A 23,834-nucleotide genomic window follows, 5' to 3' on the forward strand; every position below is an offset into this window, starting at 1 on the left:
GCAAGCCCGCTCACCACAGCAAGCCCGCTCACCACAACAGACCCGCTTGCCACAGGTTATTTTTGCTCGGGCAGTTAGAACGCGATAGACGTCTGCACATACACCGTGCGCGGCTCGCCGACGTATTTACCTTTGTTGTTATCGTCGAACGAGCGCGTGTAGTACTGCTTGTTGAAGATGTTTTTCACCCCCACTGCCACATTCAGGTCCGACAGTTGCGGGCCGAAGTCGTAGGCCGCGCGGCTGCTGAACAGCATGTAGCCGGGAATGCGCCCATTCGCGCCGTCGGCGCTTTCGGCCTGGGTGTTGGCGTTGTCGGCGAATTGGCTGCTCTGGTAGCTGCTGTCCAGGTTGAGCTTCCAGCGACCTTCGGTGTAGCCGACGCCAAGGGTGCCCTTGTGCTTGGACGAGAAGGGCACGCGGTTGCCTTTGTTGGGACCGTCTTCGCGAATGGTGGCGTCGACATAGGCGTAGGTGGCATACACATCGAACCCCGCCAGCGCCGGGCTTAGCCCATCGAGGGCGTAGTTGATGCTCGACTCGATGCCCTGGTGACGGGTTTCGCCGCGGGCAATCACCGAATCGTTGGTCTGGTTGCTTTCGTACTGGTTGTCGAAGTTGATCAGGAACGCGCCGATTTCCGCCCGCAGGCTGCCATTGTCATAGCGTGTGCCGAGTTCCCAGGTGCGCGCTTTTTCCGGTTTCACTTCGCCGCTGGTCACGCGGTTGGGCATCTGGCTGTACTGCACGCTGCCGAACGAACCTTCGGTGTTGGCGTAGAGATTCCAGGCGTCGGTGAGGTGATAGAGCACGTTCAATGCCGGTAGGGCGGTGTTGTAGTCCCCCTTGTATTTGACGTTGCTCAGGTTGTTGGTTTGCTGGGACTCGATCATCTCGTAGCGGATGCCCGGGGTGATGGTCCACTTGCCGATATCGATGCGGTCGTCGATGAAGAAGGCATTCGCCTCGGTGCCGCCACGCGTGTCGCGGTCGTTGCGGCTGTTGGTGGTGGGGATCTGCTGGTTAGCGGCAATCGGCGTGCGGTAACGCAGTTCATGGCCGGCCTCGTTGATGTAGCGGTAACCGACGCCCACTTCATGGCTGCTCGGGCCCAGGTCGAAGCCTTGGGCGAAACGGGTTTCCAGGCCACGCACCCAGTATTCGCGCGGGGACAGCGACAGGAACGTGCCCTGGTCCAGGAAACCGCTGCGCAAGGTTTTGGTGAAGAAGCTGTTCACAGTGAACTCACGACGGTCCTGCTCATAGCGATAGCCGACGTTGAACATCGTGCGGCGCCCCCAGAATTTGTCGTAGGGGCGAGTGGACTGGTACGGATCGGCCTTGTAGTCCGCGACGTTCAAGCCGCCGGGCATATCGGCCTGGCCTTCGTAGTACTGCGCCATGGCGTTGAAGCTGTTGGCGTTGTCGAGTTGGTATTTGCCCTTGAGGATCAAGTCGTCGATACGCGTGTTGCTGTTTTCGCGCCAGTCGCCGCCACGGGTGCCGGAGTACAGCAGCGCGCCGCCCAAACCATTGTCAGCGGTGCCGCCGGCCAACAGGTTGCCGGTGGTCTTGAAGCCGTCGTGGCTGGAGGAGGGGCTGGTTTCGGTCTGCAAGCCACCTTTGACCGTGGGCGCATCGGGGATCGCACGGGTCACGAAGTTGACCACGCCGCCGACGTTCTGCGGGCCGTAGCGCACAGCGCCGCCGCCACGGACCACGTCTACCGCGTCCATGTTGCCCATGCTGATCGGCGCGAATGAAAGCTGCGGTTGGCCGTAAGGCGCGAAGGGCACCGGAATGCCGTCCATCAACACCGTAGAGCGTGACGCCAGGCGCGGGTTGAGGCCACGAATCCCAAAGTTCAGCGCCATGTCGTGGCTGCCGGTGCCGTTGTTATCCGGGGCGTTGACGCCGGGAATGCGGTTGAGCACGTCCTTGGCCTGGGTGGCGCCCTGGCGTTCGAATGCTTCGCGACGGATCACGTCACGGGCGCCGGGGTGTTCGAACACATTGGTTTGCGCCGCGTCGCCGAGCCAGTCGCCGACGACGCTGGACGTGCCCAATTCGATACTGGCCGGTGCCGTGGCCGGTTGCAGGCTGTAGGCATTGTCGCCTTCGGCGCGGGCTTGCAGGCCGGTGCCTTCCAGCAGTTTTTGCAGGCCGTCCGCGGCGCCGTAATTGCCGGACAAACCGCGGCTCTGCATGCCCGCCGTGACTTGTGAACCGAACGAAATCAGCACGCCCGCTTCGCGTCCAAACTGATTCAGCGCAGCTTCCAGCGACGTCGGGGCGATGTGATACGGCTTGGTATCGGCCGCCATCACCTGGGGAAGTGCCGTAAGACTTAAGCTGGCGCCGAGTAGGAGCTGGCGCAGAGTGCGGGCGAGAAGCGTCGGTTGCTGGGGCATGAAGAGCGGTCCTGAGAAGGAAGGATCAAGGTGGCTTTCCTTCTCTGTCACGCGAGGTGTGGAAAACGGCTCAGTGTTTTTGAAATAAATGTCAGGCGCGTGCCTGCACCGTCACCCAATACCGCGTAAAGCGCCGCACTTTCACTGGCAGGCTGACTTCCAGCAGGTCGAGAATGCGTTCGCTGTCGTCCAGCGGGTAGCTGCCGGAGATCAACAGGTTGGCGACTTGCGGATCGCAATTGACCTGGCCACGACGATAACGGCCCAGTTCGCCGAGGAAATCTTCCAGGCGCATGTGCGCGGCTACCAACATGCCGTCGGCCCAGGCGCCGCTGTTGGCGTCGGTGGGACGCGGGGTGTCCCAGCCTTTGCGCGTGAAGTTGACCTGGCGCGCGGCCTCGACCGTCAGCGGCAGGCCGCTGTAAGTATTGGGCATCACCTCGACGCGACCGTCGAAGACCGCCAGTTGGGTATGGTCGTTGAATTGGCGCACGTTCATACGGGTCGCCTGGCTGGTGAGCAGACCCTGGCCGGTCAGCACTTGCAGCGGTGTGCTGCCTGCGCTGCCGGTCAGCAGGATCTCGCCTTCGAGCAGGCGGATCAGCCGTTGCCGGCCATCGAAATGCACGTCCACTGCACTGCCGGTATTGAGCTGCAACTGGCTGCCATCCGCCAGTTGCACCTTGCGACGCTCGCCGACAGGGCTGCGGTAGTCGGCGGTCAACGGCGGCAGGATAGAGTGCTGGCGCAGGCTCCAGGCAGCGGCCGAGCCGGCCCCGAGGACCAGCAGCAACTTGAGGGCCTGGCGGCGGCTGGTGGACGTTGGCGCGTTCAGGGCGGCATGGGCCAGGGGCGAGGGCATGCCGCGCAGGCGCTGGTTGACGCGTTGCATATGGTCCCAGGCGCGCTGGTGTTCGCTGTGGGCGTTCAGCCATTGTTGCCAGGCTGCTTGCTGGCGTGGGTTGAGCGTGCCTTGCTGCATTTCCATCAGCCAATGCACGGCCTGTTCGGCGACGTGAGTGGAGAAATTCATAGGGCGAAGTAGCAGCGCATGGCCGCTTTGTTCAGGTGGCGTTTGACGGTGGCGATGGAGATGCCCAGTTCAGCGCCGATTTGGGCGTAGGTCAGGCCATCCAGTTGGGCCAGCAGGAAAGCGCGTTTGACCTGGACGGGCAGGCCATCGAGCAGTTGATCCAATTCGACCAGGGTCTGCAGGATGATCGCGCGTTCTTCTTCCGACGGCGCCACGTGCTCGGGCATCTGCGCCAATGCATCGAGATAGGCGCGTTCCAGGTCCTGGCGGCGGTAGAAGTTGAACAGCACGCGCTTGGCGACGGTGGTGAGGAACGCGCGGGGCTCAATCAGCGTGGGTGTTTCCCGCGCGGTGAGCACGCGGATGAAGGTGTCCTGCGCCAGGTCGGCGGCACTCTCCGGGCAGCCGAGCTTGCGTCGCAACCAGCCGGTGAGCCAGTGATGATGGTCGTTGTACAGCACTTCGACGGTATTGGACGGGCTCAATGCGGACACTCCACAAGCATCGCCATGCTTTAGAGAACAAGAATTGTTCGCATTGTAGGGCGCGTGAGTGGCTTCGGCAATCTGTCTGCGCAGGTGTTTCATCCGTTCTGTTTTGCTTATGAGAATATTTATCATTAATATTGCGTGCTGATGAACCTGGCGCCTCCTGCATGAAAAGCAAAACCTCGCTGCCTGTCTCCTACCGTCTTGCTGTGACCTCGCGCGTGCTGGCTGCCGTGGTGGGTGGTTACCTGATGGCTTCACTGGCCAGTATCTGCCTGGCGCTGTGGATGCCCACTTCCCGTGCGGACGCAGTGATCACCGGGATGATGAGTTCATTCGTGTTTTATCTGCTGGCAGTGCTCTGGTGCTTCGCCTGTCGCAGCGCCGCCCGCGCCTGGTTCGGCGTGATGCTGCCGAGCGCGGCGTTTGCCACCCTGGCGGGTGTAGGTTTCTGGATGGCACGCACATGAAAGAGGGCTTTCGCCAGGCCATGGCCTGGCTGCACACCTGGGCCGGGTTGATCTTTGGCTGGCTGCTGTTTGCGATTTTCCTGACGGGCACCTTGTCGTATTTCAAGGACGAAATCAGTCATTGGATGCAGCCTGAAGTGCAGGCCCACCCCCTGGACGACGCACGCAGCCTCACCGTGGCGCAAACGTATCTGCAGCAGCAGGCGCCGAATGCCGCGCGCTGGTTTATCACCTTGCCGGACAGCCGCGACCCCGGCCTGTCGGTGATGTGGCAAGACAAGGTCGACCCTGGCAAGCGTGGCAACTTCATCCAGAAAACCCTCGACCCGGTCAGCGGCCAACCGGTGCAAGCCCGTGAAAGCATGGGCGGCGAGTTCTTCTATCGTTTTCATTTCCAACTGCAGATGCCTCACCCGTGGGGCCGCTGGCTGTCGACCATTGCCGCGATGGTGATGTTTGTCGCACTGATCACCGGCATCATCACCCATAAGAAAATCTTCAAGGACTTCTTCACCTTCCGCCCCCGCAAAGGCCAGCGTTCCTGGCTCGACGGGCACAACGCGGTGGGTGTGCTGGTGCTGCCGTTCCACTTGATGATCACCTACAGCAGCCTGGTGATTTTCATGAGTCTGGTCATGCCGGCGCCGATCCTGGCCTCCTACGGCAGCGACACCCGGGCGTTTTTCAGCGAGGTGTTCCCGGCGACCAACAATGCGCCGGCACTCGGCCAGCCCGCGCCATTGAAGTCGCTGGTGCCGATGTACGAAGAGGCACGGCAACAGTGGGCGGGCGGGCATGTCGGCCGGGTTGCAGTGAATAACCCGAGTGATGTGAATGCGTCGGTGAACGTGTTCCGCGCCGGGTCCGACCGCGTGGTGCACGATTTCGGCAGCACTGTGTCGTTCAACGGCAGCACCGGTGAACTGTTGCGGGTGAGCGGTGAGCAGTCGTTGCCGGCAGTGATCGGCGGCAGTTTCTACGGCCTGCACATGGGCCATTTCGCCGGCCCGGTACTGCGCTGGTTGTACTTTATCTGTGGCCTGGCCGGCACGGCGATGATCGGCACCGGGCTGGTGATCTGGCTCGGCAAGCGCCAGCTAAAACACGCCAAGGCGTCGGCCATGCCGTTTGAGTTGCGCCTGGTGGAAGTGCTGAACATCGCCAGCATGTCCGGGCTGATGATCGCCATCGCCGCATTCTTCTGGGCCAACCGTGTGCTGCCGGTGAGCTTCGCCGAGCGTTCCGACTGGGAAGTGCAAGCCTTCTTTCTTGCCTGGGGCCTGAGCCTGTTGCACGCCATCCTGCGTCGCGGTCGCCGGGGTTGGGTGGAGCAACTGAGTGTGGGCGCGCTGCTGTTTGTCGCGATTCCGCTGCTCAATGCCCTGACCACGTCCAGCCACCTGGGTGTGTCACTGGCCACCGGCGATTGGGCCATGGCCGGCTTCGACTTGACTTGCCTGGCCAGCGGTATGTTCCTCGCCTGGGCTGCCTGGAAGATGCAACACCGCACCGCGCCTGCCCCCAAGGCTGAGCGCGCACGCCCGTTGACGCTCAAGCAGGAGGCGAACTGAATGCTGCTCGCACTGCTGATGTGCTACGCCGGGTTCGCCGCACTGTGCCTGTCCACCGATCGTCATCACGGCGAACTGTTGCACAGCAAGCCCACGCCTCGTCGGCGCCAGGGGTTGCGTGTGGTCGGCTGGTTGTTGCTGACCGTGTCGATCTGGCCGGCCGTGAGCGTCGCCGGTTGGAGCCAGGGGCTGGTGGAGTGGTGCGCCGTGTTGATGCTCAGCGCATTGCTGCTGGTGCTGTTGTTGCCGTATCGGCCAAGGCTGGCCTTGATCCTGGCGGGCGTCGGCCTGCTGGCCAGCCCCGTCGCGGCCTTCGCCACTCTTTGAGATCACCTTGATGATCAGCACCCCACCCGATCCCCAGGACAGCCAGCACGCTGACGCGACAGGTGGACGTGCGCATTTCCTGCAGGTGTTTTTATCCCAGCGCTCGCAGATGGAGGCCCTGGTGAGTCGCCGCGTGGGGTGCCGCGCCACGGCGGCCGACCTGGTGCAGGACCTGTTCCTGCGCTTCTGGCGCCGGCCGTTGGTGCAGGTCGAAGAGCTCAGCACCTACCTGTTGCGCTGCGCCGGCAACATTGCCATCGACCATCTGCGCAGCGAAGGCGCGCGGGTGCGCAGCAGTGAAGGCTGGCTGCCCGAACAGCATGACAACCAGGGCTCCGAGCCTCAGGCGGCACTCGAAGCCGGCAATGATCTGCGCCACGTCGAAGCCGCACTGCGCAGCTTGCCCGAGCGCACGCGGCAGATTTTCCTGCTCAACCGTATCCATGGCCGCAAGTACGCGGAAATCGCCAAGGCCATGGGCTTGTCCCAAAGTGCCGTGGAAAAACATATGATGCGTGCCCTCGAAGCTTGCAAAGCCAGCCTTCGCGAACCCCCATCCCCACGCACGCCAGGGAAAGCACCGTGAACGTCACCCCCACGCCCGACCAGGAACACGCCGCACTGGCCTGGCTGAGCCTGCTGCACGACCAACCCAGCAGCGGCGACCAAGCCACGTTCAGCCGCTGGCTGCGCGCCGATCCCGCGCACGTCGAGGCGTACGCCCAGGCCCAGGTGCTGTGGGAGTTGAGCGAAGTACCGGCACGCAAACTGGCGGACGAAGACGCCATGGCCTTGCAGGGCTACCTCAATGCGATGAACACGTCGAAGCGCTCGCGGGTGGTGCGTTGGTCCGGCGCGCTGGCCATGGCTGCGTGCCTGGTGGTGATGGTGTCCATGGGCGCCGGCTGGCAGCCGTCGCGCTGGGTCGATGACTTTGGCGCCGACTACGTGACGGCTCCGGGGGAGGTCAAAACCGTCACGCTGGCCGACAAGTCCCAAGTCACCCTGGACGCCGACAGTGCCATTGCCGTGGATTTCACCCAGGGCGAGCGGCATATCCAGCTGCGTCGAGGGGCAGGTTTTTTCAGCGTGACCCACACCGGTGATTCGTTCGTCGTGGAGGCGGGCAGTGGCGAAGCACGGGTGCTGGGCACACAGTTTGAGGTGCGCCTGCAACCGGCAGGCGCGCAGGTAACGGTATTGTCCGGGCGGGTTGGCGTGACGCCGTCAAAACAGGGCCAGCAGCAGATTCTCACAGCAGGCCAGCAAGTGGCCTACGCCGATGGTATTGCCGATCAGCTGCATGGGGTCGACAGCGAATCACGCCTGGCCTGGCGCGACGGGTGGCTCAACTACTACAAGGCGCCACTGGCCGACGTGGTCAAGGACCTTGAGCGTTACTACCCCGGTCGCATCCTGTTGCTCAACGATGAGATGGGCGCCAGGCGCGTCAGCGGCAGTTTCCCGAGCAAGGACCCGCAGGCGGTGTTGAATGCGTTGCAGGCCGTGCTCGGCTTTGAACAGCACACGGTATTGGGGCGGATGATCGTGGTGCGCTGATTACTTCAGCGCAGCCATGATCTTCTCCGGGCTGTATTCGCGAATCAGCGTGCCGTTCACCTCCACAAACGGAATCCCGCCACCGCCCAACGCCTCATATGCCTTGCGCGCCTGGGCGTCCTTCTCGATATCGAATGCCTGGTAGGGAATGCCTTTCTGGTCCAGGAACCGGCGGATCTGCTTGCAGTAACCACACCACTCAGTGGCATAGAGCACCACGCGCGCCGAGGCGCGCACGTGCTCAGGGGCCACCTGCGACGGGTTGAACACCCGCTCGATCTTGCCCCAGTTCTGGATCACGACCACCACCAGCAACACCAGCAGGACTTTCTTGAAAACCCCGCCAAGCATCAGTTGCGGCGCTTGAGCTGATCGGTCAGTTGGGTCGGCAGGCCCTTGATGATCAAGGTGCCGGCGGCTTCGTCATATTCGATCTTGTCGCCCAGCAGGTGGGCTTCGAAACTGATGGACAAGCCCTCGGCGCGGCCGGTGAAGCGGCGGAACTGGTTGAGGGTGCGTTTGTCAGCAGGGATTTCCGGCGACAGGCCGTAATCCTTGTTGCGGATATGGTCGTAGAACGCTTTTGGCCGATCCTCATCGATCAAGCCCGATAGCTCTTCCAGGCCCATTGGTTCACCGAGCTTGGCCTGGCTGCTGGCGTAGTCGACCAGGGTCTTGGTCTTTTCGCGAGCGGACTCGTCCGGCAGGTCTTCGCTTTCGACGAAGTCGCTGAAGGCCTTGAGCAGGGTACGGGTCTCGCCCGGGCCGTCGACGCCTTCCTGGCAGCCGATGAAGTCGCGGAAGTATTCCGAAACCTTCTTGCCGTTCTTGCCCTTGATAAACGAGATGTACTGCTTGGACTGTTTGTTGTTTTGCCACTCGGAGACGTTGATGCGCGCTGCCAGGTGCAGTTGGCCCAGGTCCAGATGGCGCGAGGGGGTCACGTCCAGCTCGTCGGTCACCGCCACGCCTTCGCTGTGGTGCAGCAGGGCGATGGCCAGGTAGTCGGTCATGCCTTGCTGGTAATGGGCAAACAGCACATGACCGCCAGTGGAGAGGTTGGACTCTTCCATCAGCTTCTGCAGGTGCTCGACAGCGGTGCGGCTAAAGGTGGTGAAATCCTGCCCGCCGTCGAAATACTCCTTCAACCAGCCGCTGAACGGGTGCGCGCCGGACTCGGCATGGAAGAAACCCCAGGCCTTGCCTTGTTTGGCGTTGTAGCTCTCGTTGAGGTCGGCAAGCATGTTCTCGATGGCGGCCGACTCGGCAAGCTCGGAGTCGCGGGCGTGGAGAACTGCAGGTGTGCCGTCGGGTTTTTTGTCGATCAGGTGGACGATGCAATGACGGATCGGCATAGGCTTCTCGGCTGGTTGATAGGGGAGCGGTGGGCCTCCCCGAAAAGTCGCCAAGTGTACCGCACCATTGGCCGAGACGGGCTTCGAAGGGTGTTTTGGGCGCTCTCCGACGGGCTATATGCCTTTTTTTCACGGTTTAGAGCGATAAAGCTGACCAAATGGGTAGGTAGAAGCGGATATTTCCCCGTCTCTGTGCTAGTTTTGCCCCGTCTTACGCCAAGTCTCGGCGATAAGCGTGCATTCAGCATCTGTCAGGTCGAACCAATCCCCGTTTCAAGCATCTATAACCCCGATCTCCGTGGTTATAGCCGGGGGTGCCAGGCCATGACGGTCGGGCTCGACGGCTGACACTGCACTCTGCAATCCATATGAATTTGATAGGGAAGGAACACCACAATGGCTATTACTAAAGACCAACTGATCGCTGACCTGGCTGAAGCAGTAGACGCACCGAAAACTACCGTGCGCGCTCTGCTGGACCAACTGAGCCAAGTTGTTGCTGACCAGCTGGAAAACGGCGGCGAAATCACTCTGCCAGGCGTTGGCAAACTGAAAGTGACCGAGCGTCCTGCCCGTACTGGCCGTAACCCTTCGACTGGCGCTGCCATCGAAATCGCTGCCAAGAAAGTTATCAAGCTGGTTGTGGCCAAAGGCCTGACCGACGCTGTTAACAAGTAAGACGCAGCAAAAAAAACCGTGCTCCGGAGCGATCCGGGCACGGTTTTTTGTTGCCTGCGATTTGTACGGGCACCTGAATGGTTTTTATCGGCCGGCACCTGTTTTTGTGGTGAGCGGCCCCACCAGTGATTTAGTCGCGCACCCAGCGCTGACGCCAGATCTGCTGCTCGTTCTTGGTCTGGAAGGTCCAGGCCACGAAGCGGCTCTGCTTCTGCCCCTGGGACATTTCCACCACTTGGCTTTCCAGCACGCCGGCTTTTTTCAGGGCTGTCTCGATCGCGGGCAAGTTCGACGCTTTTGACACCAGGGTGCTGAACCACAACACCTTGTGGGCAAAGTGCGCGCTCTCGGCAATCAGTTGCGTCACAAAGCGCGCTTCACCGCCTTCACACCACAGCTCAGCCGACTGGCCACCGAAGTTCAGTACCGGCAGCTTGCGCTTGGGATCGGCCTTGCCCAGGGCGCGCCACTTGCGTTCGCTGCCCTTGGTGGCTTCGTCCATGGACGCATGGAACGGTGGGTTGCACATGGTCAGGTCGAAGCGTTCGCCCGGCTCCAGCAAGCCCAGCAGGATCAGCTTGGGATTGTTCTGCTGGCGCAGCTGGATGACCTTGCTCAGGTCGTTGGACTGTACGATGGCCTTGGCCGCCGCCACGGCGATAGGGTCTACCTCCGAACCGAGGAAGTTCCAGCGGTACTCCATGTAGCCAATCAGCGGGTAGACGCAGTTGGCGCCCATGCCGATGTCCAGCACCTTGACGATCGAACCGCGGGGGATCTTGCCGTCATTGCCGCTGGCCAGCAGGTCGGCGAGGAAATGCACGTAGTCGGCACGGCCCGGTACCGGTGGGCACAGGTAATCGGCCGGGATGTCCCAGTGCTGGATGCCATAGAAGCTTTTCAACAGCGCGCGGTTGAACACCCGCACTGCATCCGGGCTGGCGAAGTCGATACTTTCCTTGCCATACGGGTTGATGATCACGAATTGCGCCAGTTCCGGCGTGGTCTTGATCAGCGCCGGGAAGTCGTAACGGCCTGTGTGGCGGTTGCGCGGATGCAGGGTGGCCTCTTTGCGCGGCACAACGGGCTTGGCCGTGGCTGCGGTTTTAGGCTTCTTGCGCGGAGGTTTTGGCGTGCTGGGGGCGGTCATGATGATTCTGGTGTTGGCTCAAAGTGATGGGCATTGTCACACATTCCCGAGGACAACTCGGTCAAATGTGGGAGGGGGCTTGCCCCCGATGGCAGGGTGTCAGTCACTTATCGGGTAACTGACCCTCCGCCATCGGGGGCAAGCCCCCTCCCACATTGGCCGCGTGTGCAGCCGTTTCAGACAAAAAAAGAGACCCGAAGGTCTCTTTTTTCACACGGCTCGCGCCTTACAGGCTGGAAATCCGCGCATGTTGCTCCGCCAGCTTGCCCAGGGCCTGTTCAGCCTCGGCGAGCTTGGCGCGTTCTTTTTCGATCACTTCCGCCGGCGCCTTGTCGACGAAGGCCGCGTTGGACAGCTTGCCGCCCACTCGCTGCACTTCGCCTTGCAGGCGCGCGATTTCCTTGTCGAGGCGGGCCAGTTCAGCGCCCTTGTCGATCAGGCCGGCCATTGGCACCAGCACTTCCATGTCACCGACCAGCGCGGTCGCGGACAATGGAGCTTCTGCATCGGCCGCCAATACAGTGATCGACTCCAGCTTCGCCAGCTTCTTGAGCAGCGCATCGTTCTCGGTGAGACGACGCTGGTCTTCGGCGCTGGCGTTCTTCACGAATACCGCCAGTGGCTTGCCCGGCCCGATGTTCATCTCGGCGCGGATGTTGCGCGTGCCGAGCATCAGGGTCTTGAGCCACTCGATATCGCTTTCGGCCGCCTCATCGATGCGGGCTTCGTTGGCCACCGGCCAAGGTTGCAGCATGATGGTCTTGCCTTCGATACCGGCCAGCGGCGCCAGGCGCTGCCAGATTTCTTCGGTGATGAACGGCATGAACGGATGCGCCAGGCGCAGCGCCACTTCCAATACGCGCACCAGGGTGCGGCGAGTGCCGCGCTGGCGTTCGATCGGCGCGTTTTCGTCCCACAGCACCGGCTTGGACAGTTCCAGGTACCAGTCGCAATACTGGTTCCAGATGAACTCGTACAGGGCCTGTGCAGCCAGGTCGAAACGGAACTGGTCGAGTTGACGGGTCACTTCGGCTTCGGTGCGTTGCAGCTGCGAGATGATCCAGCGGTCGGCCAGGCTCAGTTCGACGGCTTCGCCGTTCTGGCCGCAGTCTTCGCCTTTATCCAGCACGTAGCGCGCAGCGTTCCAGATCTTGTTGCAGAAGTTGCGATAGCCTTCGACGCGGCCCATGTCGAACTTGATGTCGCGACCGGTTGACGCCAGCGAGCAGAAGGTGAAGCGCAGGGCGTCGGTGCCGTAGCTGGCGATGCCGTCGGCGAACTCGTCGCGGGTCTGCTTCTCGATCTTCTTCGCCAGTTTCGGCTGCATCAGGCCCGAGGTGCGTTTCTGCACCAGGGTTTCCAGGTCGATGCCATCGATGATGTCCAGCGGGTCCAGGACGTTGCCCTTGGACTTGGACATCTTCTGGCCCTGGCCGTCACGCACCAGGCCGTGCACGTACACGGTCTTGAACGGCACCTGCGGGGTGCCGTCCTCGTTCTTCACCAGGTGCATGGTCAGCATGATCATCCGGGCAACCCAGAAGAAAATGATGTCGAAACCGGTGACCAGTACGTCGGTGGAGTGGAATTTCTTCAGGAATTCGGTCTGCTGCGGCCAGCCCAGGGTGGAGAAGGTCCACAGGCCGGAGCTGAACCAGGTGTCCAGCACGTCGTTGTCCTGTTGCAGCGCAACGTCCGCCCCCAGGTTGTGCTTGGCACGCACTTCGGCTTCGTCGCGGCCTACATAGACCTTGCCCGACTCGTCGTACCAGGCCGGAATGCGATGGCCCCACCACAGCTGACGGCTGATGCACCAATCCTGGATGTCACGCATCCACGAGAAGTACATGTTTTCGTACTGCTTGGGCACGAACTGGATACGGCCGTCTTCCACGGCAGCGATCGCAGGCTCGGCCAGCGGCTTGGTGGACACATACCACTGGTCGGTCAGCCACGGCTCGATCACGGTGCCGGAGCGGTCGCCCTTCGGCACTTTCAGGCCGTGGTCGTCGACACTGACCAACAGGCCGGCGGCGTCGAAGGCGGCCACGATCTGCTTGCGCGCTTCGAAACGGTCGAGGCCGGCGTATTCAGCCGGGATCTTGCCGTCGATGCTTTCGTTCAGCGTACCGTCCAGGTTGAACACCTGGCAGGCCGGCAATACGGCGGCATTCTTGTCGAAGATGTTCAGCAGCGGCAGGTTGTGGCGCTTGCCGACTTCATAGTCGTTGAAGTCGTGGGCCGGGGTGATTTTCACACAGCCGGTGCCGAATTCAGGGTCGCAGTAGTCGTCCGCGATGATCGGAATGCGACGACCCACCAGCGGCAGTTCGACAAACTTGCCGATCAGCGCCTGGTAGCGTTCATCGTTCGGGTTAACGGCCACGGCGGCATCGCCGAGCATGGTTTCCGGACGAGTGGTGGCGACGATCAGGTAATCGTTGCCTTCAGCGGTCTTGGCGCCGTCAGCCAGCGGGTACTTGAGGTTCCACAGGAAGCCTTTCTCGTCGTGGTTTTCCACTTCGAGGTCGGAAATCGCCGTGTGCAACTTTGTGTCCCAGTTGACCAGGCGTTTGCCGCGGTAGATCAGGCCGTCTTCATGCAGGCGCACGAAGGCCTCTTTCACGGCTTCCGACAGGCCATCGTCCATGGTGAAGCGCTCGCGGCTCCAGTCCACGGACGAACCCAGGCGACGGATCTGACGGCTGATATTGCCGCCGGACTGGTCTTTCCATTCCCAGATCTTTTCCAGGAATTTCTCGCGGCCCAGGTCATGACGGTTCTGGCCGGTGGCTTCGAGTTGGCGTTCCACCAGCATCTGGGTGGCGATACCGGCGTGGTCGGTGCCCGGCTGCCACAGGGTGTTGCGGCCCTGCATGCGGCGGAAACGGATCAACGCATCCATGATCGCATTGTTGAAGCCATGGCCCATGTGCAGGCTGCCAGTGACGTTCGGTGGCGGGATCATGATGGTGTAGGAATCGCCCGCGCCTTGCGGGGCGAAATAATTCTCGGACTCCCAGGTCTCGTACCAGGAAGTTTCAATAGCGTGCGGCTGGTAGGTCTTATCCATGCGCGGCGGGACCCTAGTTGGCATTTATTCAGGAAAGCCGGCAAGTATAACGGGGGATAGGGCGCAGGGCGAGGTGAAGACGGGGTTGAGATGTGGGAGCGGGGTTGTTGGGGGGAGGGGCGGTGCGCCGATTCGACTTGCCCCCTTCCCGACGGGCTTACTGCAAAACCGATGGGGCTGCTTCGCAGCCCAGCGCGGGGCAAGCCCGCTCACCGCAGCAAGCCTGCTTCCACAGGGTATCTGCGCTCGGCTTAGGATTGGTACTGGCTGAGCAGCCGCTCCATCCGCGCATCCAGCCGGCGCTTGATCTCGGTTTCGATGTGCGGGGCAAAGTCGTCGATCACGTCTTGCATGATCAGTTGCGCGGCGGCGCGCAGTTCGTTGTCCAGGTGCAGCAGCAGGGCGTCGGGGCCTTTTTCGGCTGCGGCCGGGGGGGTGGCCTCGACCACCGGCGCCGGCTCGACGGGTTTGCCACCGACCATATCGAACAACAGCGGAATCTGTACCTCGCCCTCGACCGGTTCGGTCAACAGCGGCGGTTGCAAGTCATCATCACCCAGCAACTGACGGATCGACTCGAGGTCGTCCAGCAGGTGGTCGTCTTTTTTTAGAGGGTTTGGAGTGTCCATCGTGTGCTCAAAGTCGTTGTAGCCGGTGATCCTGCAGAGGATAGCCCTGTTCGCGGTAGAAACGGAAACTCTCCCGCGCGGCCTGACGAATAGCCGGATCCTCCACCACCACTTCCGCCACACGGGCGAATGCCTTGGCGAACGGCGGTACTTTCAGGTCCAGGTTGACCAGCAGGTCATGGTGATCGCCGCAACTGTCGCCCATGCCCAGAACCACCAGGCCTTCAGGTTCAGACTCGGCGGGGCCGTGGGGCACGAAACTTTCGCCCTTGAAGCGCCACAGGCGGGCGTCAAGCTCTTCACGCTGGGCGGCATCGCTGCAATGCAGGTAGATGCGGTGGCCCATGCGCCAGGCTTTTTCGGTGAGTTTGCAGGCAAAGTCCAGGCGCGCGAGTGGGTCGGCGCTGGGCAATATGTAGAAGTCGACTTGGGTCATTGCAGTTCCTGGGCGTGCGCATACCCCTTGCAGGAGCCGGCTTGCCGGCGATGAGGCCCTTGAGTCTTGTGGCGATTTCAAGGCAGCCATCGCCGGCAAGCCGGCTCCTACGCAGGGGTTGCGTTTAGGCCTTGGCGCGATCCAGCAGGTATTGGGTCAGCAGTGGCACCGGGCGGCCAGTGGCGCCCTTGTCCTTGCCGCCGCTGGTCCAGGCTGTGCCGGCGATGTCCAGATGCGCCCAGTTGAAGTTCTTGGCAAAGCGCGACAGGAAGCAGGCAGCGGTGATGGTGCCGGCTTTCGGGCCGCCGATGTTGGCGATGTCGGCGAACGGGCTGTCCAGTTGTTCCTGGTATTCGTCGAACAGCGGCAGTTGCCAGGCGCGGTCGTCGGCTGCCTTGCCGGCGCTGAGCAGTTGCTCGATCAATTCGTCGCTGTTGCCCAGCAGGCCCGAGGTATGGGAGCCCAGGGCGACGATGCACGCGCCGGTCAGGGTCGCGATGTCGATCACGGCTTGCGGCTTGAAGCGCTCGGCGTAGGTCAGGGCATCGCACAGCACCAGGCGGCCTTCGGCGTCGGTGTTGAGGATTTCGACGGTCTGGCCGCTGAGGGTGGTGACGATGTCGCCCGGACGGGTCGCGCCGCCGCTCGGCATGTTCTCGGCGCAGGCCAGGATGCACACCAGGTTGATCGGCAGCTTGAGTTCCAGCACGGCACGCAGGGTGCCGAACACGCTGGCCGCGCCGCCCATGTCGTACTTCATTTCATCCATGCCCAGGCCCGGCTTGAGGCTGATGCCACCGGTGTCGAAGGTGATGCCTTTGCCCACCAGCGCGTAAGGCTTCTCGGACTTCTTGCCGCCGTTGTATTGCATCACGATCAGGCGTGGCGGCTGGTCGCTGCCCTGGCCCACGGCATAGAACGAGCCCATGCCCAGTTCCTTGATCTTCTTCTCGTCCAGCACTTCGACTTTCAGACCCTTGAACGCTTTGCCCAATGCCTTGGCTTGTTCGCCCAGGAACGTCGGGTGGCAGATGTTCGGTGGCAGGTTGCCCAGGTCACGGGTGAAGGACATGCCGTTGGCAATGGCCTGCGCGTGGGTCACGGCGCGCTCTACTTCAGCTTGAGCAGCCTTTATGGTCAGCAGGGTGATTTTCTTCAGGGCGCGGGGTTCGGCCTTGGTGCTTTTGAACTGGTCGAAAATGTAACCGCCATCTACCAGGGTTTCGGCCAGCAGGCGGGTCTTGCCGTAGCTGTCACGGCCTTTTACAACGACTTCATCGAGTGCCAGCGCGGCGTCGCTGCCGCCCAGGCCCTTGAGGGTGGTGAGGATGGCGCTGATGATTTTGCGGAACGGACGGTCGCCCAGTTCGGCGTCCTTGCCCACGCCCACCAGCAATACGCGGTCGGCCTTGAGGTTGGGCAGGCTTTGCAGCAGCAGGCTCTGGCCGACTTTGCCGGCCAGGTCGCCGCGCTTGAGCACCGCGCTGATGGCGCCGCCGCTGAGTTCGTCGAGTTGCTTGGCGGCAGCGCCGAGCTTGCGGCCTTCGCCAATGGCGACCACGAGGGTGGCGGTTTTCAACGTTTCGGGGCTAACGCTTTTTACAACCAATTCCATTTTCGGGTCCCTTATAAAGGTCTGTTAGCCAAGAGTCTGTACTCCGGCTTTAATACCAGGCAGCGGTGTAAACCGCCGGTGACAAAGGCCGCAGTTTGAACCTCGTCGGCGGAGCCTGACAACCCTTGCCACCCGCTTTGTGCATGTGCGTGAGGTTGCGCAGTGACAGGCGCGGCCAATCACAGGATAATGCGCCATCTTTTTAGCCGGCCCTGTGTAAAGGGGCTGACTCGGTATGCTTGCTTGTTTGGCCGCCTTAGCCTGACAACCCTGGAGTGTCTGGTTTGATTGTCTTCCGTTATCTGTCCCGCGAAGTCCTGTTGACCCTGAGTGCCGTGAGTGCGGTATTGCTGGTCATCATCATGAGTGGTCGTTTCGTCAAATACCTGGCCCAGGCTGCCTCCGGCGCCCTCGATCCGGGCTCGCTGTTCCTGATCATGGGCTTTCGCCTGCCGGGCTTCCTGCAACTGATCCTGCCGTTGGGGCTGTTCCTCGGGATTCTGCTGGCGTACGGCCGGCTGTACCTCGAAAGCGAAATGACCGTGCTTTCGGCTACCGGCATGAGCCAGCAACGCCTGCTGGGCATGACCATGATCCCGGCTGCCGGCGTTGCGTTGATCGTTGCCTGGCTGAGCCTGAGCCTGGCGCCCCAGGGCGCCATGCAGTTCCAGTTGGTGTTGAACAAGCAGGACGCGATGACCGAGTTCGACACCCTCGAACCGGGCCGCTTCCAGGCGCTCAATGATGGTTCGCGGGTGACCTACACCGAAACCCTGACCGACGACCGCGCCAACCTGGGCGGTGTGTTCATTTCCGAGAAGCGCCTGGGCCAGGACAAGAAAGACCGTGGCATTTCCGTGCTGGTGGCTGATTCCGGTCGCCAGGAAGTGCGTCCTGACGGCAGCCGCTACCTGATCCTGGAAAATGGCTATCGGTACGATGGCAGCCCAGGCATGGCCGATTATCGTGCGATCAAGTACGACACCTACGGCGTGATGCTGGCCCGCCCGGATATCAGCGACGAAGTCACTGACCGCGACGCCATCCCGACCACCGACCTGCTCGGCAGCAAGGAACTGCGCTCCATCGCCGAGCTGCAATGGCGAATCTCCCTGCCGCTGCTGGTATTCATCGTGACCTTGATGGCGGTGCCGCTGTCGCGCGTCAACCCGCGCCAGGGTCGTTTCCTCAAGCTGTTGCCGGCGATCCTGCTGTACATGGCTTACCTCACCATCCTGATTTCCGCCCGTGGCTCCTTGGAAAAAGGCAAGCTGTCGCCGACCCTGGGCCTGTGGTGGGTGCATGGCATCTTCCTGGTGATCGGCCTGGGGCTGCTCTACTGGGAACCGATACGTTTGAAAATGAAGAGCCGTCGTGGCCTGAAGGAGTTGGCTCGTGGCTAAGCTCGATCGCTACATTGGTAGCAGCGTCCTGATCGCCATCCTGGCGGTATTGGGCATCATCCTGGGCCTGGCGTCGTTGTTCGCCTTCATCGATGAAGTGGGCAACGTCAGCGACACCTACACCGTGTGGGACGTGCTGAGCTACGTGGCCCTCACCGCGCCGCGTCGCCTCTACGACATGATGCCGATGGCCGCACTGATCGGCTGCCTGATCGGCCTGGGCAGCCTGGCCAGCAACAGCGAACTGACCATCATGCGCGCCGCCGGCGTGTCCATCGGTCGAATCGTCTGGGCCGTGATGAAGCCGATGTTGCTGCTGATGGCGTGCAGTGTGTTGATCGGCGAATACGTGGCGCCACCGGCCGAAACCACTGCCCAGGCCAATCGCGCCCTGGCCCAGGGTTCGGGTGATGCGCAGAGTTCCAAGCATGGCCTGTGGCACCGCCAGGGCGATGAGTTCATCCACATCAACGCCGTGCAGCCAGGCGGCCTGTTGATTGGTGTGACCCGCTACACCTTCGACAAAGAGCGTCACCTGCTAGAGTCCAGTTTCGCCAAACGTGCGCAATACAGTGGCGAAAAATGGCAACTGAGCGACGTTACCACCACCTACTTCCGCAATATCGGCCAAGGCGCCAAGGCCAGCACCGAAGTGATCAATGTGCCGAGCCAGGAGTGGGACATCGCCCTCAAGCCGCAATTGCTCAATACCGTGGTGATGATCCCGGAAAGCCTGCCGATCTCCGGGCTGTGGGGTTACATCCACTACCTCAAGGACCAGGGGCTGAACAACGGTCGCTACTGGCTGGCATTCTGGGTCAAGGTGTTGCAGCCGGTGGTCACCGCCGCGCTGGTATTGATGGCGATTTCGTTCATCTTCGGCCCGTTGCGCTCCGTGACGCTTGGCCAGCGGGTATTTACCGGCGTGCTGGTGGGCTTCACCTTCCGTATCGCCCAGGACCTGCTCGGCCCGTCGAGCCTGGTGTTTGGCTTCTCGCCGCTGTTTGCGGTGCTGGTGCCGACCGCCATCTGCGCCCTGGCCGGGTTCTGGCTGTTGCGCCGAGCCGGCTGACGTCGCGCTTATGATCAAAAAATGCCCCGGTCGAGAGATCGGGGCATTTTTTGTTCTGGTCAGCAAAGATGACGTCTGGCCTGAGCATCAGGTACAATTCCCGGCTATTTTTCAGCGGGCAATCTGCCTGCAGCCTTTTTGAGTGTTGATCCGTGAGTGATTTGAGTCATATCCGCAATTTCTCCATCATCGCCCACATTGACCATGGCAAGTCGACGCTGGCCGATCGATTTATCCAGATGTGCGGCGGCCTTGCCGAGCGTGAAATGGAAGCCCAGGTACTGGACTCCATGGACCTCGAACGCGAGCGCGGGATCACCATCAAGGCCCACAGCGTTACTCTGTATTACAAGGCCAAAGACGGTATCACCTACCAGCTGAACTTCATTGACACCCCGGGCCACGTTGACTTCACCTACGAAGTCAGCCGTTCCCTGGCGGCCTGTGAAGGTGCCTTGCTGGTGGTGGACGCCGGCCAGGGCGTGGAAGCGCAGTCGGTTGCCAACTGCTACACCGCGATCGAGCAGGGCCTGGAAGTCATGCCCGTGCTGAACAAGATCGACCTGCCGCAGGCCGAGCCCGAGCGCGTCAAGGAAGAGATCGAGAAGATCATCGGCATCGACGCCACCGACGCCGTCACCTGCAGCGCCAAGACCGGCTTGGGTGTCGACGAAGTGCTCGAGCGCCTGGTGCACACCATCCCGGCCCCGACCGGCAACTACGAAGATCCGCTGCAAGCGTTGATCATCGACTCCTGGTTCGACAACTACCTGGGCGTTGTCTCCCTGGTACGCGTACGCCATGGCCGCGTGAAGAAGGGCGACAAGATCCTGGTCAAATCCACCGGCAAGATCCACCTGGTGGACAGCGTCGGTGTCTTCAACCCCAAGCACACCGCGACCGTTGATCTGAAAGCCGGTGAAGTAGGCTTCATCATCGCTGGCATCAAGGACATTCACGGCGCACCGGTGGGTGACACCCTGACCCTCAGCTCCACGCCGGACGTCGACGTGCTGCCGGGCTTCAAGCGTATCCAGCCGCAGGTCTACGCCGGCCTGTTTCCGGTCAGCTCCGATGACTTCGAAGACTTCCGCGAAGCCCTGCAAAAGCTGACCCTCAATGACTCGTCGTTGCAGTACACCCCGGAAAGCTCCGACGCCCTGGGCTTCGGCTTCCGTTGCGGGTTCCTGGGCATGCTGCACATGGAAATCATCCAGGAGCGCCTGGAGCGCGAGTACGACCTGGACCTGATCACCACGGCGCCCACGGTTATTTTCGAGTTGTTGCTGAAAACCGGTGAAACGATTTACGTCGACAACCCGTCCAAGCTCCCGGATCTGTCGGCCATCGAAGACATGCGCGAGCCTATCGTGCGGGCCAATATCCTGGTACCGCAGGAGCACCTGGGCAACGTCATTACCCTGTGTATCGAAAAACGTGGCGTACAGCGCGACATGCTGTTCCTCGGCACCCAGGTCCAAGTGACCTACGACATGCCGATGAACGAAGTGGTGCTGGACTTCTTCGACCGCCTCAAATCCACCAGCCGCGGCTATGCTTCGCTGGATTACCATTTCGATCGTTACCAATCGGCTAATCTGGTGAAACTGGATGTGCTGATCAACGGCGACAAGGTCGATGCCCTGGCACTGATCGTGCACAAGGACAACGCGCACTACAAAGGTCGCCAGTTGACCGAGAAGATGAAAGAACTGATTCCGCGCCAGATGTTCGACGTCGCGATCCAGGCCGCCATTGGCGGGCAGATCATTGCGCGGACCTCCGTCAAGGCACTCAGAAAGAACGTACTGGCCAAATGCTACGGCGGTGACGTAAGCCGTAAGCGCAAGCTGCTTGAGAAGCAAAAGGCCGGTAAAAAACGCATGAAGCAAGTAGGTAACGTGGAAGTTCCACAAGAAGCCTTCCTTGCGGTGCTCAGGTTGGATAGTTAGGTCCTATGTCGCTAAATTTCCCGCTGTTGCTGGTCATCGCCGTTGCCGTTTGCGGTCTCTTGGCGTTGCTCGATCTGGTGTTCTTCGCCCCGCGTCGGCGGGCGGCTATCGCGTCCTATCAGGGCAGCGTCAGCCAGCCCGATGGCGTGGTGATCGAGAAGCTGAACAAAGAGCCTTTGCTGGTTGAATACGGCAAGTCGTTCTTTCCGGTGCTGTTCATTGTGCTGGTGCTGCGCTCGTTCCTGGTGGAGCCGTTTCAGATCCCGTCGGGGTCGATGAAACCTACCCTGGACGTGGGTGACTTCATCCTGGTGAACAAGTTTTCCTACGGCATTCGCCTGCCGGTGATCGACAAGAAGGTCATCGAAATCGGTGACCCGCAGCGCGGCGATGTGATGGTGTTCCGCTACCCGAGCGACCCGAACGTCAATTACATCAAGCGTGTTGTCGGCCTGCCGGGCGACGTGATTCGCTACACCAGCGACAAGCGCCTGTTCATCAACGGTGAGTCGGTGGCCGAGAAGCTGCTGGGTTCCGAGCCGAACACGTTGGGCAGCGCCGAGCTGTACCAGGAAAAACTCGGTGCGGTGGAGCATGAAATCCGCAAGGAAATGAGCCGCTACCGTGCGCAGCCTGATGGCGAATGGAAAGTGCCGGCCGGGCACTACTTCATGATGGGCGACAACCGCGACAACTCCAATGACAGCCGGTACTGGGATGACCCCAACATTCCCAAGGACCTGCTGGGCATGGTTCCCGATCAGAATATCGTCGGCAAGGCCTTTGCAGTCTGGATGAGCTGGCCGGAACCCAAACTCAGCCACCTGCCGAATTTCTCGCGGGTCGGGCTGATCAAGTAATACAGGCGGCGCTGTGAACACAGCGCCGAATGCTTTTCTGGGGTTGGGACAAATCTGTCCTACCTCATGCAGTACCAACCAGGATTTGAATTTGAACACTGCGTCAATCGTCGATGGCCGCCGGTGCCACCAAACAGATATGGGTAAACCGTGAGCGTTTCTTTAAGCCGTCTCGAGCGCCAGCTCGGCTACACCTTCAAGGATCAGGAATTGATGGTCCTTGCCCTTACACACCGCAGCTTTGCAGGGCGCAACAACGAGCGCCTGGAATTCCTCGGTGATGCCATCCTCAACTTCGTCGCCGGTGAAGCCCTGTTCGAGCGCTTCCCCCAAGCCCGTGAAGGCCAGCTGTCGCGTTTGCGTGCACGCCTGGTGAAGGGCGAGACCCTGGCCGTGCTGGCTCGTGGCTTCGGCCTGGGCGAATACCTGCGCCTGGGCTCTGGCGAGTTGAAGAGCGGCGGTTTCCGGCGTGAATCGATCCTGGCCGATGCCCTTGAGGCGCTGATCGGTGCCATCTACCTCGATGCGGGCATGGAAGCGGCCAAGGAGCGCGTCACCGCGTGGCTGACCTCCGAGATCGAAAGCCTCACGCTGGTCGACACCAACAAAGATCCCAAGACCCGCCTGCAGGAATTCCTGCAGTCTCGCGGTTGCGAACTGCCACGCTACGAAGTGGTGGATATCCAGGGTGAGCCCCATTGCCGCGTGTTCTTCGTGGAATGTGAAATCACCTTACTGAACGAAAAAAGCCGAGGTCAGGGTGTGAGCCGTCGTATTGCCGAACAGGTAGCGGCCGCCGCAGCACTGATTGCCCTGGGCGTGGAGAATGGCCATGACTGATTCAAACGCAACACGCTGTGGCTATGTTGCCATCGTCGGCCGCCCTAACGTGGGCAAGTCCACGTTGCTCAACCACATCCTCGGCCAGAAGCTCGCGATCACTTCGCGCAAGCCACAGACCACCCGCCACAACATGCTGGGCATCAAGACCGAAGGCACCGTGCAAGCGGTCTACGTCGACACCCCGGGCATGCACAAAGGCGGCGAGAAAGCCCTTAACCGCTACATGAACAAGACCGCTTCGGCGGCGTTGAAAGACGTCGACGTGGTGATCTTCGTGGTCGACCGCACCAAGTGGACCGACGAAGACCAGATGGTCCTCGAGCGTGTGCAGTACGTCACCGGCCCGTTGATCGTCGCGCTGAACAAGACCGACCGTATCGAAGACAAAGCCGAACTGATGCCGCACCTGAGCTGGCTGCAGGAACAGCTGCCGAACGCGCAGATCATCCCGATCTCCGCCCAGCATGGCCACAACCTCGATGCCCTGGAGCGCGTGATCGCCGAGCACCTGCCGGAGAACGAACACTTCTTCCCGGAAGACCAGATCACTGACCGCAGCAGCCGCTTCCTCGCCGCCGAACTGGTACGCGAGAAAATCATGCGCCAGATGGGCGCCGAGCTGCCGTACCAGATCACGGTCGAGATCGAAGAGTTCAAGCAGCAGGGCAAGACCTTGCACATCCATGCGCTGATCCTCGTCGAACGTGACGGCCAGAAGAAAATCATCATTGGCGACAAGGGCGAGCGCATCAAGCGCATCGGCACCGAGGCGCGCAAGGACATGGAATTGCTGTTCGATTCCAAGATCATGCTCAACCTGTGGGTGAAGGTGAAGGGTGGCTGGTCCGACGACGAGCGCGCACTGCGCTCCCTGGGCTACGGCGACCTGTAAGAGCACCGCTGGTGAT

Annotated in this window: 22 protein-coding genes; 12 read left to right on the forward strand and 10 right to left on the reverse strand. The window is 61.4% G+C overall.

The features are described from left to right. Positions 1-74 precede the first annotated feature (74 nt). The 3 genes from fecA to BM70_RS0127410 all read right to left on the reverse strand — a co-directional run bounded on the left by fecA (position 75) and on the right by BM70_RS0127410 (position 3,929). Positions 75-2,411 carry a TonB-dependent Fe(3+) dicitrate receptor FecA gene (gene fecA, locus BM70_RS0127400; RefSeq protein WP_025858982.1) on the reverse strand — a complete coding sequence of 779 codons (2,337 nt, stop codon included), beginning with the start codon at positions 2,409-2,411 and terminating at the stop codon, positions 75-77. A 91-nt stretch (positions 2,412-2,502) separates the two neighbouring features. Continuing rightward, positions 2,503-3,444, reverse strand: a complete 942-nt coding sequence (locus tag BM70_RS0127405; RefSeq protein WP_025858983.1) for a FecR domain-containing protein — start codon at positions 3,442-3,444, stop codon at positions 2,503-2,505. Further along, positions 3,441-3,929, reverse strand: a complete 489-nt coding sequence (locus BM70_RS0127410; protein ID WP_025858984.1) for a sigma-70 family RNA polymerase sigma factor — start codon at positions 3,927-3,929, stop codon at positions 3,441-3,443. The genes BM70_RS0127405 and BM70_RS0127410 overlap by 4 nt, the downstream gene beginning before the upstream one ends. Before the next feature lie 170 nt (positions 3,930-4,099). Between BM70_RS0127410 and BM70_RS0127415 the strand changes: the two genes are divergently transcribed. Genes BM70_RS0127415 through BM70_RS0127435 form a run of 5 tightly spaced genes read left to right on the forward strand, consistent with a single transcriptional unit; the run spans position 4,100 to position 7,860 of the window. Further along, the gene (locus BM70_RS0127415) at positions 4,100-4,402 is read left to right on the forward strand and encodes a DUF3649 domain-containing protein (RefSeq protein WP_025858985.1); all 303 of its coding nucleotides are present in this window, start codon (positions 4,100-4,102) and stop codon (positions 4,400-4,402) included. Next, the gene (locus BM70_RS0127420; RefSeq protein ID WP_025858986.1) at positions 4,399-5,973 is read left to right on the forward strand and encodes a PepSY domain-containing protein; all 1,575 of its coding nucleotides are present in this window, start codon (positions 4,399-4,401) and stop codon (positions 5,971-5,973) included. Before BM70_RS0127415 ends, BM70_RS0127420 begins: the two co-directional genes overlap by 4 nt. Continuing rightward, positions 5,974-6,300, forward strand: coding sequence for a DUF3325 domain-containing protein (locus BM70_RS0127425; protein ID WP_025858987.1), 327 nt, complete (start codon positions 5,974-5,976; stop codon positions 6,298-6,300). It begins immediately after the preceding gene. A gap of 7 nt (positions 6,301-6,307) precedes the next feature. Further along, entirely contained in the window at positions 6,308-6,886 is a 579-nt protein-coding gene (locus BM70_RS0127430) for an RNA polymerase sigma factor (protein ID WP_025858988.1), read from the forward strand. After that, positions 6,883-7,860: a FecR family protein gene (locus tag BM70_RS0127435; protein ID WP_025858989.1), complete on the forward strand. Its 978-nt coding sequence runs from the start codon at positions 6,883-6,885 to the stop codon at positions 7,858-7,860. Before BM70_RS0127430 ends, BM70_RS0127435 begins: the two co-directional genes overlap by 4 nt. Here the strand turns inward: BM70_RS0127435 and BM70_RS0127440 are convergent, their stop codons facing one another. Next, positions 7,861-8,211: a glutaredoxin family protein gene (locus tag BM70_RS0127440; protein WP_025858990.1), complete on the reverse strand. Its 351-nt coding sequence runs from the start codon at positions 8,209-8,211 to the stop codon at positions 7,861-7,863. Next, complete coding sequence (yejK, locus tag BM70_RS0127445; protein ID WP_010212893.1) at positions 8,211-9,215, reverse strand: nucleoid-associated protein YejK; 1,005 nt, start codon at positions 9,213-9,215, stop codon at positions 8,211-8,213. Before yejK ends, BM70_RS0127440 begins: the two co-directional genes overlap by 1 nt. 396 nt (positions 9,216-9,611) lie before the next feature. Here yejK and BM70_RS0127450 point away from each other — a divergent pair, with 396 nt between their 5' ends. Further along, the gene (locus tag BM70_RS0127450; protein WP_003188840.1) at positions 9,612-9,893 is read left to right on the forward strand and encodes an HU family DNA-binding protein; all 282 of its coding nucleotides are present in this window, start codon (positions 9,612-9,614) and stop codon (positions 9,891-9,893) included. A 130-nt stretch (positions 9,894-10,023) separates the two neighbouring features. Here the strand turns inward: BM70_RS0127450 and rlmF are convergent, their stop codons facing one another. From rlmF to BM70_RS0127475, 5 genes are all read right to left on the reverse strand, one after another. Next, positions 10,024-11,043 (reverse strand): 23S rRNA (adenine(1618)-N(6))-methyltransferase RlmF, encoded by a 1,020-nt coding sequence (rlmF, locus tag BM70_RS0127455; protein WP_025858991.1) that lies wholly within the window; start codon positions 11,041-11,043, stop codon positions 10,024-10,026. 226 nt (positions 11,044-11,269) lie between these two features. Beyond that, positions 11,270-14,116, reverse strand: coding sequence for a valine--tRNA ligase (locus BM70_RS0127460; RefSeq protein WP_025858992.1), 2,847 nt, complete (start codon positions 14,114-14,116; stop codon positions 11,270-11,272). 251 nt (positions 14,117-14,367) lie between these two features. After that, on the reverse strand, positions 14,368-14,745 hold the full coding sequence (locus BM70_RS0127465; protein ID WP_025858993.1) for a hypothetical protein: 378 nt from the start codon (positions 14,743-14,745) through the stop codon (positions 14,368-14,370). 7 nt (positions 14,746-14,752) lie between these two features. After that, the gene (locus tag BM70_RS0127470; protein WP_025858994.1) at positions 14,753-15,181 is read right to left on the reverse strand and encodes a DNA polymerase III subunit chi; all 429 of its coding nucleotides are present in this window, start codon (positions 15,179-15,181) and stop codon (positions 14,753-14,755) included. Between the two features lie 124 nt (positions 15,182-15,305). After that, positions 15,306-16,796 (reverse strand): leucyl aminopeptidase, encoded by a 1,491-nt coding sequence (locus BM70_RS0127475; protein WP_025858995.1) that lies wholly within the window; start codon positions 16,794-16,796, stop codon positions 15,306-15,308. Positions 16,797-17,080: 284 nt separating this feature from the next. Between BM70_RS0127475 and lptF the strand changes: the two genes are divergently transcribed. The 6 genes from lptF (at position 17,081) to era (ending at position 23,818) form a co-directional block, all read left to right on the forward strand. After that, a complete protein-coding gene (gene lptF, locus BM70_RS0127480; protein ID WP_025858996.1) occupies positions 17,081-18,199 on the forward strand; it encodes an LPS export ABC transporter permease LptF in 1,119 nt (372 codons plus the stop codon). Next, positions 18,192-19,271: an LPS export ABC transporter permease LptG gene (lptG, locus tag BM70_RS0127485; RefSeq protein ID WP_025858997.1), complete on the forward strand. Its 1,080-nt coding sequence runs from the start codon at positions 18,192-18,194 to the stop codon at positions 19,269-19,271. Before lptF ends, lptG begins: the two co-directional genes overlap by 8 nt. A gap of 152 nt (positions 19,272-19,423) precedes the next feature. After that, a complete protein-coding gene (gene lepA / locus BM70_RS0127490) occupies positions 19,424-21,223 on the forward strand; it encodes a translation elongation factor 4 (protein ID WP_003188853.1) in 1,800 nt (599 codons plus the stop codon). A 5-nt stretch (positions 21,224-21,228) separates the two neighbouring features. Further along, positions 21,229-22,083: a signal peptidase I gene (gene lepB / locus BM70_RS0127495; protein ID WP_025858998.1), complete on the forward strand. Its 855-nt coding sequence runs from the start codon at positions 21,229-21,231 to the stop codon at positions 22,081-22,083. Positions 22,084-22,233: 150 nt separating this feature from the next. Then, positions 22,234-22,923, forward strand: a complete 690-nt coding sequence (rnc, locus tag BM70_RS0127500) for a ribonuclease III (RefSeq protein WP_016978270.1) — start codon at positions 22,234-22,236, stop codon at positions 22,921-22,923. Next, positions 22,916-23,818 (forward strand): GTPase Era, encoded by a 903-nt coding sequence (gene era / locus BM70_RS0127505; protein ID WP_025858999.1) that lies wholly within the window; start codon positions 22,916-22,918, stop codon positions 23,816-23,818. Before rnc ends, era begins: the two co-directional genes overlap by 8 nt. Positions 23,819-23,834: the final 16 nt, after the last annotated feature.

This window comes from Pseudomonas sp. CHM02 (assembly GCF_000612585.1).
In the GTDB taxonomy this organism is placed as follows: Bacteria; Pseudomonadota; Gammaproteobacteria; order Pseudomonadales; family Pseudomonadaceae; genus Aquipseudomonas.

Bases quoted from the DNA above. Each gene is read 5' to 3' on its own strand.
- BM70_RS0127450 (WP_003188840.1), top strand. From the start codon at position 9,612: ATGGCTATTACTAAAGACCAACTGATCGCTGACCTGGCTGAAGCAGTA.
- rlmF (WP_025858991.1), bottom strand. From the start codon at position 11,043: ATGACCGCCCCCAGCACGCCAAAACCTCCGCGCAAGAAGCCTAAAACC.
- BM70_RS0127415 (WP_025858985.1), top strand. From the start codon at position 4,100: ATGAAAAGCAAAACCTCGCTGCCTGTCTCCTACCGTCTTGCTGTGACC.
- BM70_RS0127465 (WP_025858993.1), bottom strand. From the start codon at position 14,745: ATGGACACTCCAAACCCTCTAAAAAAAGACGACCACCTGCTGGACGAC.
- BM70_RS0127405 (WP_025858983.1), bottom strand. From the start codon at position 3,444: ATGAATTTCTCCACTCACGTCGCCGAACAGGCCGTGCATTGGCTGATG.
- yejK (WP_010212893.1), bottom strand. From the start codon at position 9,215: ATGCCGATCCGTCATTGCATCGTCCACCTGATCGACAAAAAACCCGAC.
- BM70_RS0127470 (WP_025858994.1), bottom strand. From the start codon at position 15,181: ATGACCCAAGTCGACTTCTACATATTGCCCAGCGCCGACCCACTCGCG.
- era (WP_025858999.1), top strand. From the start codon at position 22,916: ATGACTGATTCAAACGCAACACGCTGTGGCTATGTTGCCATCGTCGGC.
- BM70_RS0127460 (WP_025858992.1), bottom strand. From the start codon at position 14,116: ATGGATAAGACCTACCAGCCGCACGCTATTGAAACTTCCTGGTACGAG.
- BM70_RS0127440 (WP_025858990.1), bottom strand. From the start codon at position 8,211: ATGCTTGGCGGGGTTTTCAAGAAAGTCCTGCTGGTGTTGCTGGTGGTG.
- fecA (WP_025858982.1), bottom strand. From the start codon at position 2,411: ATGCCCCAGCAACCGACGCTTCTCGCCCGCACTCTGCGCCAGCTCCTA.
- BM70_RS0127475 (WP_025858995.1), bottom strand. From the start codon at position 16,796: ATGGAATTGGTTGTAAAAAGCGTTAGCCCCGAAACGTTGAAAACCGCC.
- BM70_RS0127420 (WP_025858986.1), top strand. From the start codon at position 4,399: ATGAAAGAGGGCTTTCGCCAGGCCATGGCCTGGCTGCACACCTGGGCC.
- BM70_RS0127425 (WP_025858987.1), top strand. From the start codon at position 5,974: ATGCTGCTCGCACTGCTGATGTGCTACGCCGGGTTCGCCGCACTGTGC.
- lepB (WP_025858998.1), top strand. From the start codon at position 21,229: ATGTCGCTAAATTTCCCGCTGTTGCTGGTCATCGCCGTTGCCGTTTGC.